Source organism: Streptomyces sp. NBC_00104 (genome assembly GCF_045160825.1).
In the GTDB taxonomy this organism is placed as follows: domain Bacteria; phylum Actinomycetota; class Actinomycetes; order Streptomycetales; family Streptomycetaceae; genus Streptomyces.
The window spans coordinates 5,609,085-5,628,108 of the sequence record NZ_CP108215.1 but is presented as its reverse complement, the minus strand read 5'-3'; the positions used below and the strand labels follow the sequence as shown (position 1 = coordinate 5,628,108).

The following is a 19,024-nucleotide window of genomic DNA, read 5'->3' as shown; positions in this document are numbered from 1 at the left end:
CAACTAGCCTTGTTCGCGCGGTTCTTCGCGCGCAGAACCGGGGGCGGTCCGAGCCACGAGGGGGGAGGCTCGGACCGCCCGTTGTGCGTGGTGCAGTACTAGTAGGACTCCGTTAGGTCTGTCTCGCGGTGCTGTTTGGGGGCATGGTGGGTGTGTGGATGCACATGAAGTGAACCGTGCCCGGGCGAAGTTGGCGTTGTTCGTGGCCGATGTGTTCGCGTCGGTGCCGCGCAAGGATCAGCGGGCCAAGAGTGACTGCTATCTGCGGGGACTGATGGTGGACGGTCGCCGCAAGTCCATCCAGGCCATGGCCTCGCGGCTGCCGGACGGCAACGAGCAGAACCTGCAGCAGTTCGTGAACCAGTCGACCTGGGATCCCGTGCCGGTGCGGCGGCGGATCGCGGAACGGATGGTGCCGAGAATCGGCCCGGATGCCTGGGCGGTCGACGATGTGTCGTTTCCCAAGGACGGGAAGATGTCGGTCGCTGTCGCTCACCAGTACTGCGGGGCTTTGGGCAAGCAGGCCAACTGTCAGGTCGCGGTCAGCGTGCACGCGGTCTCCGACACCGCGTCCTGTCCGCTGCAGTGGCGCCTGTTCGTGCCCCGGGAGTGGGCGGATGATCCGGTCCGCCGACGCAGGACGGGGGTTCCTGAGGAGGTCGGGCACCGGGAGAAGTGGCGCCTGGCCCTGGACGTCTTCGACGAGCTGGCCGGGTGGGGGCTGGTGCCGCCGGCGGTGGTGGCCGACGCCGGCTACGGGCAGAACGCCGACTTCCGCGACGGGCTGGAACGTCGGAACATCGGCTACGTGGTGGCGATCCGCTCGGACGTGACCGTCCACCCGCACGATGCGGTGCCCGCTGCCCCGCCCTGGTCCGGCAACGGCCGCAAGCCTCAGCCCCGCTACCGCGACAAGCCGTCCCCGGTGGCCGCGCTCGCGGCGGACCAGGGGCGGCAGGCCTTCACCGAGGTGACCTGGCGTGAAGGCTCACGCGGGCCGATGCGCTCGCGCTTTCTGGCGCTGCGCGTGCGGCCGGCCGGTGTCCGGTCCCGCCGCCTTGCCCAGGCCGCCGCCACCGCGCAGGAGGGTTTGTGGGACGGTGTCCTGCCCGACGTCACGCTGCTGGTCGAATGGCCCGAAGGCGCCGAAGCACCCACCGATTACTGGCTGTCGAACCTGCCGGCCGACACCCCGCACGCTGAACTGGTCCGCCTGGCCAAGATCCGCTGGCGCATAGAACACGACTACCGGGAACTCAAACACGGCCTCGGCCTGGACCACTTCGAAGGACGTTCCTGGACCGGCTGGCACCACCACGTCACCCTGGTCACCGCCGCCCACGCGTTCCTCACCGAACAGCGCCTGGCCCCAAAAGCCGATACAGCGGACTCACCCTCTACCAGATCCTCGACACCATCCAGGACCTGCTGAACTGCTGGACCGGCACCTGCACCACCTGCCACCGCCCCCTGCCCAGAACATCCACCACCAGCCAGAACCCAAGAGCCAGAGCAACTTAACGGAGTCCTACTAGCCGGTAGCAACAGCGAGCGCCCGCAGCACGTCCGCCACCAGATCGTCGGTGTCCTCCGCGCCGGCCGAGAAACGAATGAAGCCCTCCGGCACCGCGTCGCCTCCCCAACGGCCGCGCCGCTCGGCGGTGGAGCGCACCCCGCCGAAGCTGGTGGCGTCGTCCACAAGGCCGAGTGCGTCGAGGAACACGTCGGCACGCGCGCGCGTGGGCAACGCGAACGACACCACACACCCGTAGCGCCGCATCTGCTGCGAGGCGATCTTGTGCGAGGGATCGTCCGGCAGCCCCGGATACCGCACCCCGGTCACCCCGGGCCGGCCCTTGAGCGCCTCGGCCACCGCCAGGGCGTTGACGCTCTGCCGGTCGGCGCGCAGTTGGAGCGTGGCGAGCGAGCGGTGCGCGAGCCAGGCCTCCATCGGGCCCGGGATCGCTCCGACGATCTTGCGCCACCGTCGTACACCGGCCATGAGTGAGGCATCGCGTCCGACGACGTATCCGAGCAGGACGTCCCCGTGACCGGTCAGCTGCTTGGTGCCACTGGCCACGGCGAAGTCGGCGCCCAGGTCCAGCGGCCGCTGCCCGAGCGGGGTCGCCAGGGTGTTGTCGACCGCCACGAGACAGCCACGCGCGCGTGCCGCCTCGCTCAGCCGCCGCACGTCGCACACGTCCAGCCCCGGGTTCGACGGCGTCTCGAGCCACAGCAGCCTGGCACCGTCGAGAGCGTCGAGCTGGGCGTCGCCGCCCGTCGGGGCGCTGCGCACCTCGATGCCGTATGAACGCAGCTGTTCACCGGCCAGAGGCAGCACGTTGTAGCCGTCGCTCGGCAGGACGAGGACGTCTCCGGAGCGCAGCTGGGAGAAGAGCACGGCCGAGATGGCGGCCATGCCGGATGCGAAGACGAGAGTCTCTGCGGCGTCCTGTCCGGGTGCCTCCAGTTCGCCGATGGCACGCTCCAGGAGCGTCCAGGTGGGGTTCTGATCGCGCCCGTAGGCGTACGGGCCGGTGGGCTCACCAGGCAGGTGGTAGTGGGCGGCGAAGACCGGTCCGGGGAGGGTCGGCTCGTGCTTGACGGGCTCGGGCAGTCCGGCCCGCACCGCGCGGGTGCCGTCACCGGGGCCCGACGCGAGGTCGTCCGTGCTCATGTGATCCCAGCCTCCACCTTTTCGCGTACGGCGGCCAGCAGACCGGGGCTCGCCGCCTCCACGAGTTCCAGGCACTCCTCGAACCCGTCCATGCCGCCGTAGTAGGGGTCCGGAACATCGAGGTCGTCGTCCGCGGCGGGGTCGTAGGAGCGCAGAAGCCGGATCTTGTCCGCGTCCGCAGCGGTCGGCGCGAGGCGGCGCAGGGCCTTGAGGTGGCCTTCGTCGAGGGCGATGACGAGGTCGAGGCGGGAGAACCAGGAGACCTGGAACTGCCGGGCCGCGTGCATGCTGCCGTAGCCGTTCGCCTCCAGAACGGAGACGGTACGCGGATCGGCGGCGTCGCCCTCGTGCCAGCCCCCGGTGCCCGCGCTGTCGACCTCGACCAGGCCGTCGAGCCCGGCCTCCTCCACGCGGGCACGGAAGACGGACTCGGCCATCGGGGAGCGGCAGATGTTGCCGGTGCAGACGAAGCAGACTCGGTAGGTCATGCCGGACCCTCAGTCCCCGTCGGGCAGGACGAGGGAGAGCGCCCAGGAGACTATCGAGATGATCAGGCCGCCGAGGACGGCGGTCCAGAAGCCCTCCACGTGGAAACTCAGGTCGAGCTTGTCGGCCAGCCACGAGGTGAGCAGCAGCATCAGGGCGTTCACGACCAGCGTGAACAGGCCGAGTGTCAGGATGAACAGCGGGAGGGTCAGCAGCTTCAAGAGCGGCTTGACCACCGCGTTCACCAGGCCGAAGACGAGGGCGACCAGCAGCAGCGTGCCGATCTTCTTGCCCGTGCTGTCCCCGGTCAGCGTGATCTTGTCGAGCAGCCAGACAGCGACCGCCAGGGCGCCTGCGTTGGCGATCGTCTTGACTAGGAAATTCATCATGTGTCTGATCGTGGCAGAAGCGATCGGTACGAGCACCGGGCAGGGGCGACTAAGTCGATGAAGGCATTCCGGTTGGACGAACTGGAGGCGGAGCGCGCCGCCAATGACGGTGCCTATCTGCAGTTCCTGCGCGAGCGGAACATGTCGGTCGGCCTGTACGCGCTCGATGCCGGCGAGCTCGATCCGCAGAGGCCGCACAGCCAGGACGAGGTGTACCTCGTGGTGAGCGGCCGGGCGGCACTCACGGTCGGCCTGGAGACCACCCAGGTCGCGCGCGGCAGCGTCGTGTACGTGCCCGCCGGGGTCGCCCACAAGTTCCACCACATCTCAGAGGACTTGAGGGTCGTGGTGGTGTTCTCTCCGCCGGAGGGCTGACGTCCGCTTCGGTGTTCCCTAGGGGGACGATCAGGGTCGGACAAGGGGTGCGAAGCCCCCGGATGGCCCCTGCGCGGGCCTAGCATCGATGGCAGGACAGCAGTAGGCCCGGAATGAGTGCCCCGGTGGCGGGGCGACGGGTGGAGAAACAAGGAGCAAGGGCCATGCGGGAGATCTTCGCGGGGATGCCGTGGTGGGTGAAGTGGATCGCGGTGCCGGTCATCGCCCTGCTGGTGTTCGGAGGCCTGATAGTCAGTGTCGTCCAGGTCGTGGTGGGCCTGCTCTTCAAGCTGCTGGTCTTCGTGGCGCTGGTCGGCGGACTGATCTACGTCGTAAGGAAGTTCACGGCGGGTTCCTCGTCGCGCGGCGACTGGTGAGGCGTCAGCACCGTGCAACAGTTGAGGCGTGAGTGGGTGAGCCCCGGTCAGGGCAGGGCGGTAACAGGAACGTGAGGTTCCCTCGCCCGAGGGAAGTTTCCCGGCGGGGCGGTCTGCGGGCGGTGACGGGCGGCTAGAGTCCGGGAACTCGTCGCGGGCTCGACCCCGCGGGCGGCGCATCTCCCTCCCGTGTCCCCCGCACGGGCGGCCCTCCTCGCGCTTCGGGAGTGACCCTTGGCCACGGCTGACACCGCACCCGCAGAACCGCTCTCCCCATCCGCCAGGCCGCGTTCCCGGTCGGCACAGAGCGCCCTTCCTCCCACGCAGCCGGGCCCGCGATCGACACCGACAGCCGCCGAGCAGCCGCGTGTCCGGGCCGCGGAGACTCACGGTGCGCCGCCACCGCCGCGTACTGCGCCTTCGAAGACCTCGGCTCCCCCTGTGCAGCCACGTACCTCGCCGGGCGAGGAGAACGAGCGATGTCCCGAACTTCCCGCGCCCCAGACACGGACGCGGCCACCGGCGTCACCGGTCCTGCCGCAGGCGCAGGTGGCGGCATCATCGACCCGTGCACAGCCACCGGCACCACCGGCCCGGACCCAGCCGCGGACCGCCGGGCTCGACCGCCCTGTGCCATCTCATGGGCACGGTCCGACAAGGGGAGCGCGGATCCCGGCCCCGGCGTCGCCGACCGTGTCGGAGGCGAACTCCGGCACTCTGATCGGCTCCGTGCAGCGGGCGATGCGGCTCCTGGAGGCCGTCGCCGAGCGGGAACACGGGGCGCCTGCCAAACAGTTGGCGCGGGACGCCGGGCTCGCGCTCCCCACGGCGTACCACCTGCTCCGCACGCTGGTCCACGATGGCTATCTCCGCCGGGAGAAGGGGCTGTTCTTCCTCGGTGAGGCGGCGGAGCGGCTGAGCAGCAGTGGAGCGCAGCAGAAACGTCGCAGCACGGTGGGCGAGGTCCTGGCGCACTGGCGGGACGCCCTGGGTGTGCCCGTGTACTTCGCGATCTACCGGGACGGCGAGATCGAGGTGAAGTGCGTCGCCGACAGCCCGAACACCCCGGCCGTCGAGGAGTGGGCCGACTTCCGTGAGACGGGTCACGCACACGCCATCGGACAGTGCCTGCTGTCCCAGTTGAGCGATGAGGCCCGCCGTGACCACCTGGATCGTTATCCGGTGCAGTCGCTCACCCCGTACACGGTCCGTGACGACGAGGCGCTGCTCCGGCGCCTGGACCGGATCGGGCGGATGGAGCCGGTCGTCGAGCGGCAGGAGTACGCCCTGGGGACGGTCTGCGCAGCGATTCCCATCACCGTGGGGACCACCGCCGGGACCCTCGCCATCTCGTTGCCGTCGCACCAGGCGGACAGACTGCTGCCCGTCGCCCGTCAGTTGCAGACCGAGATCGGAAAGCTGCTAGGGACACTCGCGATCTCTATCAGCATCTGAAAAATCACTCCTTGTGATCTCTCGTGTACTTTCAGCAAACTTCCAGGGGTGTCAGGCGGATGATTCCTGGCCAGTCGACGAACACGGCGGGGTAGGCGATGCACGAGTCGGTACAGGCAGAGGTCATGATGAGCTTCCTGGTCTCGGAGGAGCTCTCCTTCCGCATTCCGGTGGAGCTGCGTTACGAGACCTGTGATCCCTATGCCGTGCGGCTGACCTTCCACCTGCCCGGTGATGCTCCGGTGACCTGGGCTTTCGGGCGGGAGCTGCTCATCGACGGCGTGGGTCGGCCGTGTGGGGACGGGGACGTCCACATCGCGCCCGCCGATCCGGAGACGTTCGGCGAGGTCCTGATCCGGCTTCAGGTGGGCACCGACCAGGCGATGTTCCGGGTCGGCACGGCGCCGCTGGTGGCCTTCCTGGACCGTACGGACAAGCTCGTGCCGCTGGGGCAGGAGCGTTCCCTCGCCGACTTCGACACGCTGCTCGACGAGGCTCTGGACCGCATCCTGGCGGAGGAGCAGAGCGCGGGGTGAACCGTTACGGCGCCGGGGTGCCGTAACGCTTCAGCGCTTCCGGCGGCGGCCCTTTCCGCCGCGTGCCGGAGCCGGCACGGCCGCCGCTTCCGGGGCCCCCGGGCGGTCGGCCGAGACGACCAGGGCGGCCAGCGCGGTGGTCACGGGCACTGAGGCCACGAGGCCGATGGAGCCGACGAGCGTGCGCACGATCTCCTCGGCGACGAGCTCGCTGTTGGCGACCGTGCCGACACTGCTCTGGGCGATCGAGAAGAGCAGCAGCAGTGGCAGCGCGGCGCCGGCGTAGGCGAGGACCAGGGTGTTGACCACCGACGCGATATGGTCCCGGCCGATCCGGATGCCCGCGCGGTACAGGTCCCGCCAGCCCATCGCCGGGTTGGCCTCGTGCAGCTCCCAGACCGCCGATGTCTGCGTGACCGTCACGTCGTCGAGCACACCCAGCGAGCCGATGATGACGCCCGCGAGCAGCAGACCACTCATGTCGATCGTCGGGTACAGCCCGTGGATCAGGCCGGTGTTGTCGTCCGTGTTGCCGGTCAGATAGGCCCAGCCGATGAATCCGGAACCCAGCAGGCCGATCAGCAGCAGCGAGATCAGGGTGCCGATCACCGCCACGGATGTCCGGGCCGAGAGCCCGTGGCACATGTAGAGAGCGATCAGCATGATGGCGCTCGCCCCGACCACCGCCACCACCAGCGGGTTCGAGCCCTGCAGGATGGCCGGCAGGATGAAGAGGGTCAGCACCAGGAAGCTGATGGCCAGTGCCACCAGGGCCATGAGGCCACGCAGTCGGCCCACCACCACGACGGCGAGCGCGAAGATCCCGGCGAGCAGCGCCATCGGGAACTTCCGGTTCACGTCGGTGACCGAGTACTGCAGGTCCTTGGGCGCGGCGGGCTCGTAGGCGACCACGACCTCCTGGCCCTGCTCCAACTGCCGTGACTGGTCCGGCTGAACGATCTCCGTGAACGTACGGCCCTTGTCGTCGCCCGTATCGACTCGGATCGTGGCCTTCTTGCAGGTGCCGTTCGCCTGCTGCTGGGCGGATGAGCCCTCGGCGGTGGACGTGTCGCCGGTCGGGGGGACACCCGAGGCGTTCACCGACGAGCAGTCGACCTCGTCGACCTTGGTGACGGTGGCCTGCTGCGTCTGCCGGTCGAAGCCCACCCCGGTGCGCTCGTGTGCCGGGGCGCCGCCGGGCCAGAGCACGACGAGGCCCACGACGACCGCGGTCGCGAAGGGGATCAGCACCGCCGCGATGACCTTGCGCAGATGTTGCGAAACGGGCGCGGCGGGGCCATGGCTGTGACTGTGGGAGTGGCCGCCGCCGGAGGACGGGCCTTGGCCATGTCCGTCACCGGGGCCATGACCGCCTCCGGAACCGTATCCATGACCGTCTCCGGGGCCGTGGCCGCCCCCGGAACCGTATCCATGGCCACCGTCGGAGCCGTGCCCATGACCGTTTCCGGGGCCATGGCCGTGGGGTCGCTCGGGGGGCGGAGGCGGGGGCTGCTGCGTCGTGGTCACCGACCGATCATCGCAAGAACGAGCGATGCGCACTGTTCACCGCGCCACATCTGCCGCTAGCGTGGAGGCACCTTTGCACACGCGGGAGCTCGGAGCACCGGGCTGAGAGGGCGCTGACCTCCGCAGACGCGATGTTTCACGTGGAACATCGTCGGGCGGAAATCGCTGCGTCGACCGCTGAACCTGTTACCGGGTAATGCCGGCGTAGGGAGTAGGTCTCATGACCATCGAGGACACACGCACGCCTGCCTCCAGCCAGACAGACGGGGTATCCACCGCGTCCGAGGGCGAAACGAACCAGGGCGAACAGCCTCTGGAGGCCGGGAAGTCCATCGGCTGGCACAAGGCGTACATCGAGGGCTCGCGCCCCGATCTGCGGGTGCCGGTCCGCCAGGTGCACCTCACCAACGGGCAGTCCGTCACCTTGTACGACACCTCCGGCCCGTATACCGATCCGACAACGGAGACCGACGTCAGGCGGGGACTCCTCCCCCTCCGCGAGAACTGGATCATCGCCCGGGGAGACACCGAGGAGTACGCGGGCCGTCCTGTCCGCCCCGAGGACGACGGGGTCAAGCACACCTCGCCGCGTGGCGGGCTGCGCAACCTCGACGCGGTGTTTCCGGGGCGGCCGCGCCAGCCACGCCGTAGCCGTGACGGCCGGGCGGTGACCCAGCTCGCGTACGCACGACGCGGGGAGATCACCCCCGAGATGGAGTACGTGGCCGTACGGGAGAACATCTCGCCGGAGGTCGTCCGCGAGGAGATCGCGGCGGGCAGGGCCGTACTGCCCGCGAACGTCAACCACCCGGAGATCGAGCCGATGATCATCGGCAAGAGGTTCCTGGTGAAGGTCAACGCCAACATCGGCAACTCCGCGGTCACCTCCTCCATCGAGGAGGAGGTCGAGAAGATGACCTGGGCGACCCGGTGGGGCGCCGACACGGTCATGGACCTGTCCACCGGCCGGAACATCCACACCACCCGCGAGTGGGTGCTGCGCAACTCCCCCGTCCCCATCGGCACGGTGCCGCTCTATCAGGCGCTGGAGAAGGTCGACGGCAAGGCCGAGGAGCTGACCTGGGAGATCTACAAGGACACGGTCATCGAGCAGGCCGAACAGGGCGTGGACTACATGACGGTCCACGCGGGCGTGCGCCTCGCGTATGTGCCACTCACCGCGAACCGCAAGACCGGCATCGTCTCGCGCGGCGGCTCGATCATGGCGGCCTGGTGCCTGGCGCACCACAAGGAGTCGTTCCTCTACGAGAACTTCGAGGAACTGTGCGAGATCCTCGCCGCCTACGACGTCACGTACTCCCTCGGTGACGGCCTTCGGCCGGGCTCCATCGCGGACGCCAACGACGAGGCGCAGTTCGCGGAGTTGCGCACGCTCGGGGAACTCAACACGATCGCCAAGAGTTTCCACGTACAGACCATGATCGAGGGCCCGGGACATGTCCCGATGCACAAGATCAAGGAGAACATCGACCTGCAGCAGGAGATCTGCGATGAGGCCCCGTTCTATACGCTCGGCCCGCTGACCACGGACGTCGCGCCGGCGTACGACCACATCACCTCAGGCATAGGTGCCGCGATGATCGCGTGGTGGGGCACAGCGATGCTCTGCTACGTCACGCCCAAGGAGCACCTGGGACTGCCCAATCGTGACGACGTGAAGACCGGCGTCATCACCTACAAGATCGCGGCTCATGCGGCGGACATCGCCAAGGGACATCCGGGCGCACAGGAGTGGGACGACGCGTTGTCGGACGCCCGCTTCGAGTTCCGCTGGGAGGACCAGTTCAACCTGGCCCTCGACCCCGACACGGCTCGTGAGTTCCACGACGAGACGCTCCCGGCCGAGCCGGCCAAGACGGCCCACTTCTGCTCCATGTGCGGACCGAAGTTCTGCTCGATGAAGATCTCCCAGGACATCCGTCGTGAACACGGTGGTTCCCGGTCCGAGATCGAGGCGGGTATGGCCCAGAAGTCCAAGGAGTTCGCGGAGGCGGGGAACCGGGTCTATCTGCCGATGGCGGACTGAGGCGCACCTCCGCCGAAAGCCATGGGCGGCGAAGTGGTCCGGTCGCGGCCGCCACCGCTCGTGCGGCGAACTGCTGCCTGTGCGACGAGCGGTGCTCTTCCGGCCGGTTGCCGGGAGAGCCCGCCGCCGCGGGTTGGGCGGTGCCGTGGGGCCTGTTCCGGCCCGCGGGCCGGGGGCGTGCCAGATGGCCGCCGAAGCCCGGTTGCTTCCGGGTGGCGGCCGCAGCCCGGGTGCTACTCGGGCTGGTGCTCCGGCCCGCCGAAGTCCGGGCTGGAGAAGTCCGGGCTGCTGTAGCTGGGGCGGGAGCCGGCGCCGCCGCTGTCCGGGCTGCTGCTGAAGCTCGGGCGGTTGTAACCGAGGTGGGGCATGCGGCTGGGCCGGGCCGGCTGGTCCGGCTCGCTCAGCACCGCCGGGCCCGGGTTGGCGAGGGCATCGCGGAGGAACGGCAGGATGCCGCGCTCCAGGAGAGCCTCGCACCAGGCTTCCCTGGCCCGGGTCACCTCCTCGTTCAGCTCGCTGCGCGCTCCGTCGTCCAGAAGGGCGGTGGCGTTGTTGCGCAGGGCGGTGAGCAGGAGGCCGATCGCGGCCACGAGGATCGCCGCCGCCGTGACCGCGCCGAAGACCCACCCCGTGGTGAGGAGGGTCTCGGCGATCGCGCGCTCGGGGTCGAGCACCTTCATGACGTACCCCACGAGCAGGAAGAGCACTGCGGCGGTTCCGGCGAGGACGGGAGCGAGCACCGTGGCTATGGCACCGGCGCCCGCGCCGACGGCCTCGGTGACCTCGCCCACGGTGGCGGCGAGTCCCACCGCGGTGCCGTCCGGTTCGCTGGACCCGGACGCCGTCCCCTCACGGGCGGGCGTGGTGGTCGACGGCGGGTTGCGGAATTCGTCGCGGACCTTGACGTAGTACTGGTATTCGGTCGTCGCGGCGGCGGTGATGATCGCCGTGGCGTTGAGAGCCATGGTGCGCAGCTGTTCGCGGTTGAGCCGCTGGAGGCCGGCGGCGAATTCCGGGCGCTGTGGTGCGGAGCGCAGCGCCTCGCCGAGGATCCGCTCGTACTCCTGGCGGTCCTCACTGAGCAGGTGCTGCGGAACGCTGTTCATGTGCATCCCCCGATGCTCCGTAGGGCTTGTGGCTCGGCATGCTGACGAGCCGTCGGGCAGAAACGGAGGGGAGCCTGCTACGGATAAGCCGATGGTAGAGCGGTGACGGCAGGCGGTGACAGGGGGTTTGAAGAAATTGGCCCCTGGCCAGCCAAGTCTTCCGACGGGGGACGCCTGCCCGTTGAAGGCTCAGCTACGCAACGGGAGTTCCTGGACCAGCAGCTTTCCGGCCATGGTCACGCCGCCGTCCATGGCGACGGCCAGACCGTCCGCATACGTGTACGGTCCGTTCACCGAGGGGCCCGAGCGGTCCTCGCCGTCCTCCGAGCCGACCTCGCCCAGGAGGTACGGAATGGGGCTGTGACCATGGACGATGCGAGTGCCACCGTAGGTCTCCAGCAGTGAGCGCACGGCATCGGCGCCGCCCTCGTCGCGGAAGGAGAAGCGCCGGGTGAACTTGCGGAAGAGGTCCCAGACCTCGTCCGGGTCGTTGCGCGTGATCGTCTCGCGGACGGTGTCGTTGACCGCCTCGATGGAGTCGCCGTAGTCGCGGTAGGCCGTGGTGTCGGAGTGCACCAGGAGGTGGCCGTCGACCTCCTCCATGGCGTCCAGGCGGGCCATCCACTGGAGGTGGTGGTCCTGGAGGCGGTCCATGTCGGTCTTCTGGCCGCCGTTGAGGAGCCAGGCGGCCTGGAAGGTGGCGGTGCCCGCGCCGGAGTTGACGGGGGTGTCGCCGAACCGCTTGGCGCCGAGCAGCAGCAGCTCGTGGTTGCCCATGAGGGCCTTGCAGTAGCCCCCTGCTGCGGCGGCCTCGGCGGACAGGCGCATCACGAGATCGATGACGCCGATGCCGTCCGGGCCCCGGTCGGTGAAGTCTCCGAGGAACCAGAGCCGGGCGGTGCCCGCCGACCAGTTGCCCGCGGTGTCGACGAGGCCCTTCTCGCGCAGTGCGGCGAGGAGTTCGTCGAGGTAGCCGTGGACGTCCCCGACGACGAAGAGCGGACCCGGCCGGGCGGAGGACTGCTCGGCCTCCGCGGTCTCCGGGTCGATCACGACCTGGAGCGTGTCACCCCGTTTGATCACCGGAAGGTCCCGCTGGGTCGGGGTGTATCCCTCGGGGTAGCCCTCGGGTTCCTCGGAGGGCCTGGAGGCCTCTCCGGGGTCTGCGGTGTGGCCGTACGGACCGGCCTCGTGGACGTACGCGGGCACGCGGAAATCGCGCACCGTCGGCGTCCGCACCTCGGGTCCCTGACCGGCCCCCTGAGTCATCGACCCCTCCACCACCATCGCCCGCATCTGCACCGCATCGGACTGCCTGGTCGCAGCGGCCCACGGTGTGTGCGCCCATCATAGGAATGCGGATCGCGCCATGTGATGACCCAGGGGTGGTGAAATGGCGCAGGGCCCCAGTTCGCCGCGGTTTTCTCCCGAATTGGGCGGGGCTCTCCCGCCCAATTCCCGTTCGGATCCTCAGCTCGGGCGTCAACCCTCTTCGGGTGATCGTGGCGGGCTGACCGTCGTACGCGGTGGACGCCGCTCGGACGAGGTCCGCACGATCAGCTCCGTCGGTATCACCTGCTCGACCGGTTGGTCCGATTCGACTCCCTCGATGGCGTCGATGAGGAGCTGGACCACCGCCGTGCCGATCCGGCGAGGCTTGAGCGAGAGCGTGGTGATCGGCGGCTCGGTGGTCGCGTACACGGCGGACTCGCTGCAGCAGACGAGCAGCAGGTCCTCGGGGACGCGCAGGCCGTACCGCCGGGCCGCGGCCAGCAGGTCGGTGCCGTTCGGGTCGAAGAGGCCGTAGACCGCGTCCGGGCGGTCCGGCCGGGCCAGCAGCCGGTCGGCGGCGACGGCTCCGGCGCACGGATCGTGCGCCGGGTAGGCCTCGTACACCGGATCCTGGCCCACTCGCTCGCACCAGCGCAGGTACGCGGTGGTGGAGAGATGCGTGTACGTGTCCGTCGTCGTGCCCGTGAGGAGCCCGATCCGCCGTGCTCCCGCGGCGGCCAGGTGGTCGAGGATGCCGAGGACGGCGGCCTCGTGGTCGTTGTCGACCCACGCGGTGACCGGCAGCGAGCCGGCCGGGCGGCCGTCGGAGACCACCGGTAAGCCCTGGCGGACCAGTTCGCTGACGACCGGGTCGTGGTCCGAGGGATCGATGACCACGGTGCCGTCCAGGGCGACGTTCGACCACACGTCGTGCCGCGAGGTCGCGGGGAGGATGACCAGGGCGTAGCCCCGGGCCAGCGCGGCCGAGGTGGCGGCCCGCGCCATTTCCGCGAAGTACGCGAACTCGGTGAAGGTGAAAGGTTCATCCCCGTATGTGGTCACGGTCAGGCCGATGAGGCCTGACTTGCCGGTTCTGAGGGTTCGGGCCGCCGCCGAGGGGCGGTAGCCAAGTCGGTCGGCGACCTCGCGTACATGGCGTCGGGTGGCGTCCGGGAGCCGGCCCTTGCCGTTGAGGGCGTCGGAAACGGTCGTGATGGAGACTCCGGCGGCGGCGGCCACGTCCCGGATGCCCGCCCGGCCCGACCGGGTGCCTCGGCGGGGAGTTTCCGCGCGGCTCACCTGGTGCTTCCCTGCTGCTGTCATGGCGAGCCGATAGTAGGGCTCATGCGGTGGGGTAGTGCGGACGCATATGCACTCGTTGACAGGCACGTTTCTGCAAGGTCATACAGGGGCAAGTGCCTTGGATTGTAAGGGAGTTGAACGATCCAATGGCACTACGTGACTTGTCGGCGCGCATAGGCCTGCCAAGTAGCTGATGTTTCGAAGAGGTCTCAACTCACCTGCACGGGTGATGCGCGCTACGGCGTGAGCCACCGGCGCGTGCGTCCGCGAACGGCACGCCCCCTGATTCGTACCCCTTCGTGTGCTGATGCCCGTGGGGCTGGTGTGACAGCAGAGGTGTGGATGCGGGACGGACGCGGTTGTCCACAGGCCATTCGCAGGGGCGCCGAATCCTCATAAGGTGAGAAGCATTACGTCGACGAGGAGGACTGCGGTGAGCGAGACGAGCCCCAAGCTGCGAGCCGAGCTGGAGGGGATCCCCACCTACAAGCCCGGCAAGCCGGCCGCGGCGAGCGGCCCGGTGGCGTACAAGCTGTCCTCCAACGAGAATCCCTATCCGCCGCTGCCCGGGGTGCTGGAGAGCGTGACCGGGTCGGCCGCGTCCTTCAACCGGTACCCGGACATGGCGTGCACGGGACTGATGAGCGAGCTCGCGGACCGCTTCGCGGTGCCGGTCACGCACCTGGCCACGGGTACCGGCTCGGTCGGTGTCGCCCAGCAGCTGCTGCAGGCGACCTCGGGGCCTGGTGACGAGGTGATCTACGCCTGGCGGTCGTTCGAGGCGTACCCGATCATCACGCAGATCAGCGGCGCGACGTCCGTGCAGGTGCCGTTGACGCCGGGGGACGTGCACGACCTGGACGCGATGGCGGACGCGATCACCGACCGGACCCGGCTGATTTTCGTCTGCAATCCGAACAACCCGACCGGGACGGCCGTCCGCCGGGCCGAGCTGGAGCGGTTCCTCGACCGGGTGCCCGGTGATGTGCTGGTGGTGCTGGACGAGGCGTACCGCGAGTTCGTGCGGGATGCCGAGGTGCCGGACGGCGTCGAGTTCTACCGCGAGCGCCCGAACGTCTGTGTGCTGCGCACCTTCTCCAAGGCATACGGCCTCGCGGGACTCCGGGTGGGCTTCGCGATCGCCCACGAACCGGTGGCGGCCGCCCTGCGCAAGACGGCCGTGCCGTTCGGTGTGAGCCAACTCGCACAGGACGCCGCGGTCGCCTCTCTGCGCGCCGAGGACGAGCTCATCGGCCGGGTCGGTTCGCTGGTCTGCGAGCGGAACCGGGTTGTCGAGACGTTGCGAGCCCAGGGCTGGACGGTTCCGGAGACGCAGGCGAACTTCGTGTGGCTGCGGCTGGGGGAGCGCACGGTCGAGTTCGCCGGTGTGTGCGAGCAGGCCGGTGTCGTCGTGCGGCCGTTCCCGGGCGAGGGTGTGCGCGTGACGATCGGCGAGACCGAGGGGAATGACATCTTCTTGAAGGTGACGGAAGGGTTCCGCAAGGAGCTCTAGCTGTATTGCCCTGTGAGGTTGGGGACGCGGCTGGCGGGTGGTTTGCCTGCGAGCGCGGTGTGTCCGCGGTGGTGATTGTAGGTGTGCAGCCAGTCGGGGAAGGCGTCGCGTCGTTCGGCTTCTGAGCGGTAGGGGCGGGCGTAGGCCCACTCGTCGAGCAGGGTGCGGTTGAAGCGTTCGACCTTGCCGTTCGTCTGCGGCCGGTAGGGCCGGGTTCGCTTGTGGGTGATCCCGGCCGTGGTGAGCAGGTCGCGCCAGTCGCGTGAGCGGTAGCAGGAGCCGTTGTCGGTCAGGACGCGTTCGACGGTGATCCCGCACGCCGTGAAGAACGCCTGGGCGCGGGTCCAGAAGCCGGTGGCGGTCTCTTTCTTCTCGTCGGTGAGGATCTCGCTGTAGGCGAGGCGGGAGTGGTCGTCGACGGCGGTGTGCAGGTAGCTGTAGCCGGCGTTCGAGCGGGTCTTGCGGCCCGCTTGGCGGCCCAGGATCTTGTGTCCGCCGCCGTCGGGGATGTTGCCGAGCTTCTTGATGTCGACGTGCACCAGCTCGCCTGGCCTGTCGCGTTCGTAGCGGCGTATGACACGGCCGGTGGTCCGGTCCAGGTGCGTCAGGCGGGCCAGCCGGTAGCGGGTGAGCACGCGGTGCACGGTCGAGGGCACCAGGCCGAGCAGGTGCGCGATGCGGGCCGGTCCCCAGCGGCGCAGCACGCGGACCTTGATGATCCGCCGTTCTGTGCGGGTCGGGGTGCGGCGCGGGCTGGAGTGGGGACGGCTGGAGCGGTCGGCCATGCCTGCCTCGCCGAGTCGGCGGTAGCGGTCGGCCCAGCGCCGGGCGGTGGTCGGCGAGACCTGGAAGCGTTCGGCGGCCCGGCGCAGGGGCCAGCCGTCCTCGACCACGCAGCGGGCCAGACGCAGACGGCCGGTCTCGGTCAGGGGTGCATTACGGTGGGGCACGAGGGCCTTTCTGTTGCTGGTGCAGATGTCGCAATCCACACCAGGCCAGAAGGCCCTCACCCATTTCAAGATCAATCAGCCGTGATCCCTGTCACCGTCCACAACCTCCCGGGACAGAACATCTAGCTCTCGGTGCTCTCGGCGGTGAGGGGTTCGGGATCTCCCGAACCCCTTCCGCGTGCGCGATAGGGCTGACGTGCCTGTTTGCGCCATAGGCCCATCGGCACGGACTTAGGGACCCCCCACCCATCGATGCTCGAACGGGTATGCGTCATAATTGCTTGTGAATGTGAACGCGTTCACAAGCGCGTCCCGGTTGTCCTGAGATGTACGTGGCAGGCGGGACAAACTGCCGCAGTGCCACGGCATGTAAGGAGAAGACGTGGACCTCGCTCTGGCGCCGGAGACTCTGGCGCGATGGCAGTTCGGCATCACCACCGTCTACCACTTCCTCTTCGTCCCCCTCACGATCTCGCTCGCCGCGCTCACCGCCGGCCTGCAGACCGCGTGGGTGCGCTCGGGGAAGGAGAAGTACCTCAAGGCCACCAAGTTCTGGGGCAAGCTCTTCCTGATCAACATCGCGATGGGTGTCGTCACCGGCATCGTGCAGGAGTTCCAGTTCGGCATGAACTGGTCCGACTACTCCCGCTTCGTCGGTGATGTCTTCGGGGCCCCGCTCGCCTTCGAGGCGCTGATCGCCTTCTTCTTCGAGTCCACCTTCATCGGCCTGTGGATCTTCGGCTGGGACAAGCTCCCGCAGAAGATCCACCTGGCCTGCATCTGGATGGTCTCCATCGGCACCATCCTGTCGGCGTACTTCATCCTCGCGGCCAACTCCTGGATGCAGCACCCCGTCGGCTACCGGATCAACGAGGCCAAAGGCCGGGCCGAGCTCACCGACTTCTGGCTCGTCCTCACCCAGAACACCACGCTCACCCAGGTCTTTCACACCCTCACGGCGGCCTTCCTCGCCGGCGGTGCCTTCATGGTCGGCATCGCCGCCTTCCATCTGGCCCGCAGGAAGCACATCCCGGTGATGAAGACCTCGCTGCGACTCGGTCTGGTCACCGTGGTGATCGCCGGCATGCTCACCGCGATCAGCGGCGACCTGCTCGGCAAGGTCATGTTCAAGCAGCAGCCGATGAAGATGGCCGCCGCCGAGGCCCTGTGGGACGGCGAGGCGCCCGCGCCCTTCTCCGTCTTCGCCTATGGCGACGTAGACAAGGGCCACAACAAGGTCGCCATCGAGGTTCCCGGTCTGCTGTCCTTCCTCGCCAACGACGACTTCGACTCGTACGTCCCCGGCATCAACGACGTCAACAAGGCCGAGCAGGAGAAGTACGGGCCCGGCGACTACCGGCCCAACATCCCCGTCGCCTACTGGGGTTTCCGGTGGATGATCGGCTTCGGCATGGCGTCCTTCGCCATCGGCATGGTCGGACTCTGGCTCACCCGCAAGAAGTTCCTGCTGCCGCAGCACCTGCGGGTCGGCGACGACGAGGTGCCGCATCTCGTCCTGCTGCCGAAGAAGGCCCTCGGCCCGACCCTCACCAAGTGGTACTGGCGCATCGCGGTCCTGACCCTGGGCTTCCCACTGATCGCCAGCTCCTGGGGCTGGATCTTCACCGAGATGGGCCGCCAGCCATGGGTCGTCTACGGCGTGCTGCGCACCGAGGACGCGGTCTCCCCCGGTGTCTCCCAGGGCGAGGTCATCACCTCGATGATCGTCTTCACCGTGCTGTACGCCATCCTCGCCGTCGTCGAGGTCAAGCTGCTCGTGAAGTACGTCAAGGCGGGGCCACCGGAACTGACGGAGGCCGACCTCAACCCGCCCACGAAGATCGGCGGCGACTCCCGTGACGCCGACAAGCCGATGGCCTTCTCGTACTAGGCCGCACCGGGCCAAGGGAGCACAGTCATGGAACTTCACGACGTCTGGTTCGTTCTCATCGCCGTCCTGTGGATCGGCTACTTCTTCCTGGAGGGCTTCGACTTCGGGGTCGGTGTCCTCACCAAGCTGCTGGCCCGGAACCGTCCGGAGAAGCGGGTCCTCATCAACACCATCGGGCCCGTCTGGGACGGAAACGAGGTGTGGCTGCTGTCGGCGGGCGGCGCGACCTTCGCCGCCTTCCCCGAGTGGTACGCCACCCTCTTCTCCGGCTTCTATCTGCCGCTGCTGCTCATCCTGGTCTGTCTGATCGTCCGGGGCGTCGCCTTCGAGTACCGGGTGAAGCGGCCCGAGGAGAAGTGGCAGCGCAACTGGGAGACGGCGATCTTCTGGACCTCGCTGCTCCCCGCGTTCCTGTGGGGCGTGGCCTTCGCCAACATCGTCCGCGGAGTGAAGATCGACCGCGACTTCGAGTACGTGGGCAACTTCGCCGACCTGCTCAACCCGTACGCCCTCCTGGGCGGTCTGGTCACGCTGTCGCTGTTCACCTTCCACGGGACGGTGTTCGTCGGCCTCAAGACCGTCGGTGACATCCGGGAGCGGGCGCGGACGCTGGCGCTGCGCGTCGGTGCCGTGACGGCCGGACTGGCGCTGCTCTTCCTGCTCTGGACCCAGATCGAGAAGGGCGACGGAGCTTCGCTGGTCGCTGCGGCCGTGGCGGTCGCCGCGCTCGTGACGGCGCTGGTGGCGGTTCGAGCGGGGCGCGAGGGCTGGGCGTTCGCTCTGTCCGGGGTCACCATCGTGGCTGCCGTCGCGATGCTCTTCCTGACGCTCTTCCCGAACGTCATGCCTTCCTCGCTGAACGAGGACTGGAGCCTCACGGTCACCAACGCCTCGTCCAGTCCGTACACCCTGAAGATCATGACGTGGTGTGCGGCAGTCGCCACACCAGTGGTCATGCTCTACCAGGGGTGGACGTACTGGGTGTTCCGCAAGCGGATCGGTACACAGCACATCGCCGAGTCGGCGCACTGAGTCCCGGTGGGAGGTGTGTTTGACGATGTTTCACGTGAAACACACCTCCTCAGGCCGAAGAGGCATGTTTCACGTGAAACATGCCTGCC

At 68.5% G+C, this 19,024-nt stretch carries 17 protein-coding genes and 1 riboswitch; of the genes, 9 read left to right on the top strand and 8 right to left on the bottom strand.

Features of this window, described 5'->3' with window-relative positions:
- Nucleotides 1-154: 154 nt before the first annotated feature.
- On the top strand, nucleotides 155-1,432 hold the full coding sequence (locus tag OG272_RS24790; protein WP_327728809.1) for an IS701 family transposase: 1,278 nt from the start codon (nucleotides 155-157) through the stop codon (nucleotides 1,430-1,432).
- Between the two features lie 99 nt (nucleotides 1,433-1,531).
- On the opposite strand, the gene OG272_RS24785 is transcribed toward OG272_RS24790, so the two are convergent.
- The 3 genes from OG272_RS24785 to OG272_RS24775 are packed head-to-tail and all read right to left on the bottom strand — an operon-like array spanning nucleotide 1,532 to nucleotide 3,552.
- Nucleotides 1,532-2,677 (bottom strand): cystathionine gamma-lyase, encoded by a 1,146-nt coding sequence (locus OG272_RS24785; protein WP_326580891.1) that lies wholly within the window; start codon nucleotides 2,675-2,677, stop codon nucleotides 1,532-1,534.
- Nucleotides 2,674-3,165, bottom strand: a complete 492-nt coding sequence (locus OG272_RS24780) for a low molecular weight protein-tyrosine-phosphatase (protein WP_327728810.1) — start codon at nucleotides 3,163-3,165, stop codon at nucleotides 2,674-2,676. The genes OG272_RS24785 and OG272_RS24780 overlap by 4 nt, the downstream gene beginning before the upstream one ends.
- A 9-nt stretch (nucleotides 3,166-3,174) precedes the next feature.
- Nucleotides 3,175-3,552, bottom strand: a complete 378-nt coding sequence (locus tag OG272_RS24775; RefSeq protein ID WP_326580895.1) for a phage holin family protein — start codon at nucleotides 3,550-3,552, stop codon at nucleotides 3,175-3,177.
- A gap of 57 nt (nucleotides 3,553-3,609) precedes the next feature.
- Here OG272_RS24775 and OG272_RS24770 point away from each other — a divergent pair, with 57 nt between their 5' ends.
- From OG272_RS24770 to OG272_RS24755, 4 genes are all read left to right on the top strand, one after another.
- Nucleotides 3,610-3,927, top strand: coding sequence for a cupin domain-containing protein (locus tag OG272_RS24770; protein ID WP_326580897.1), 318 nt, complete (start codon nucleotides 3,610-3,612; stop codon nucleotides 3,925-3,927).
- Between the two features lie 164 nt (nucleotides 3,928-4,091).
- On the top strand, nucleotides 4,092-4,304 hold the full coding sequence (locus OG272_RS24765; RefSeq protein ID WP_319103437.1) for a DUF5326 family protein: 213 nt from the start codon (nucleotides 4,092-4,094) through the stop codon (nucleotides 4,302-4,304).
- A 729-nt stretch (nucleotides 4,305-5,033) separates the two neighbouring features.
- Nucleotides 5,034-5,759 carry an IclR family transcriptional regulator C-terminal domain-containing protein gene (locus tag OG272_RS24760; RefSeq protein ID WP_327732181.1) on the top strand — a complete coding sequence of 242 codons (726 nt, stop codon included), beginning with the start codon at nucleotides 5,034-5,036 and terminating at the stop codon, nucleotides 5,757-5,759.
- A gap of 98 nt (nucleotides 5,760-5,857) precedes the next feature.
- The gene (locus OG272_RS24755; RefSeq protein ID WP_326580901.1) at nucleotides 5,858-6,295 is read left to right on the top strand and encodes an SsgA family sporulation/cell division regulator; all 438 of its coding nucleotides are present in this window, start codon (nucleotides 5,858-5,860) and stop codon (nucleotides 6,293-6,295) included.
- Nucleotides 6,296-6,325: 30 nt separating this feature from the next.
- On the opposite strand, the gene OG272_RS24750 is transcribed toward OG272_RS24755, so the two are convergent.
- A complete protein-coding gene (locus OG272_RS24750; RefSeq protein WP_327728811.1) occupies nucleotides 6,326-7,822 on the bottom strand; it encodes a YibE/F family protein in 1,497 nt (498 codons plus the stop codon).
- A 71-nt stretch (nucleotides 7,823-7,893) separates the two neighbouring features.
- A riboswitch (TPP riboswitch) is annotated at nucleotides 7,894-8,050 on the top strand.
- On the opposite strand from OG272_RS24750, the gene thiC reads away from it, so the two are divergent.
- A complete protein-coding gene (thiC, locus tag OG272_RS24745) occupies nucleotides 8,043-9,869 on the top strand; it encodes a phosphomethylpyrimidine synthase ThiC (protein ID WP_327728812.1) in 1,827 nt (608 codons plus the stop codon). (Overlaps the previous riboswitch by 8 nt.)
- A gap of 233 nt (nucleotides 9,870-10,102) precedes the next feature.
- Here thiC and OG272_RS24740 read toward each other — a convergent pair whose 3' ends face one another.
- The 3 genes from OG272_RS24740 to OG272_RS24730 form a co-directional block, all read right to left on the bottom strand.
- Nucleotides 10,103-10,981, bottom strand: coding sequence for a hypothetical protein (locus OG272_RS24740; RefSeq protein ID WP_327728813.1), 879 nt, complete (start codon nucleotides 10,979-10,981; stop codon nucleotides 10,103-10,105).
- A gap of 183 nt (nucleotides 10,982-11,164) precedes the next feature.
- The gene (locus tag OG272_RS24735) at nucleotides 11,165-12,259 is read right to left on the bottom strand and encodes a metallophosphoesterase family protein (RefSeq protein ID WP_327732182.1); all 1,095 of its coding nucleotides are present in this window, start codon (nucleotides 12,257-12,259) and stop codon (nucleotides 11,165-11,167) included.
- Between the two features lie 198 nt (nucleotides 12,260-12,457).
- The gene (locus OG272_RS24730; protein WP_326580909.1) at nucleotides 12,458-13,570 is read right to left on the bottom strand and encodes a LacI family DNA-binding transcriptional regulator; all 1,113 of its coding nucleotides are present in this window, start codon (nucleotides 13,568-13,570) and stop codon (nucleotides 12,458-12,460) included.
- Between the two features lie 412 nt (nucleotides 13,571-13,982).
- On the opposite strand from OG272_RS24730, the gene hisC reads away from it, so the two are divergent.
- Nucleotides 13,983-15,062 (top strand): histidinol-phosphate transaminase, encoded by a 1,080-nt coding sequence (gene hisC / locus OG272_RS24725; protein ID WP_326580911.1) that lies wholly within the window; start codon nucleotides 13,983-13,985, stop codon nucleotides 15,060-15,062.
- Here the strand turns inward: hisC and OG272_RS24720 are convergent.
- Complete coding sequence (locus tag OG272_RS24720; protein WP_405894876.1) at nucleotides 15,059-16,012, bottom strand: IS481 family transposase; 954 nt, start codon at nucleotides 16,010-16,012, stop codon at nucleotides 15,059-15,061. The two genes, hisC and OG272_RS24720, sit on opposite strands and share 4 nt — an antisense overlap.
- Before the next feature lie 382 nt (nucleotides 16,013-16,394).
- On the opposite strand from OG272_RS24720, the gene OG272_RS24715 reads away from it, so the two are divergent.
- Both OG272_RS24715 and cydB read left to right on the top strand, forming a co-directional pair.
- Complete coding sequence (locus tag OG272_RS24715) at nucleotides 16,395-17,903, top strand: cytochrome ubiquinol oxidase subunit I (RefSeq protein ID WP_405894875.1); 1,509 nt, start codon at nucleotides 16,395-16,397, stop codon at nucleotides 17,901-17,903.
- 27 nt (nucleotides 17,904-17,930) lie between these two features.
- On the top strand, nucleotides 17,931-18,935 hold the full coding sequence (gene cydB / locus OG272_RS24710) for a cytochrome d ubiquinol oxidase subunit II (RefSeq protein WP_327728815.1): 1,005 nt from the start codon (nucleotides 17,931-17,933) through the stop codon (nucleotides 18,933-18,935).
- The last annotated feature ends 89 nt before the right edge of the window (nucleotides 18,936-19,024 follow it).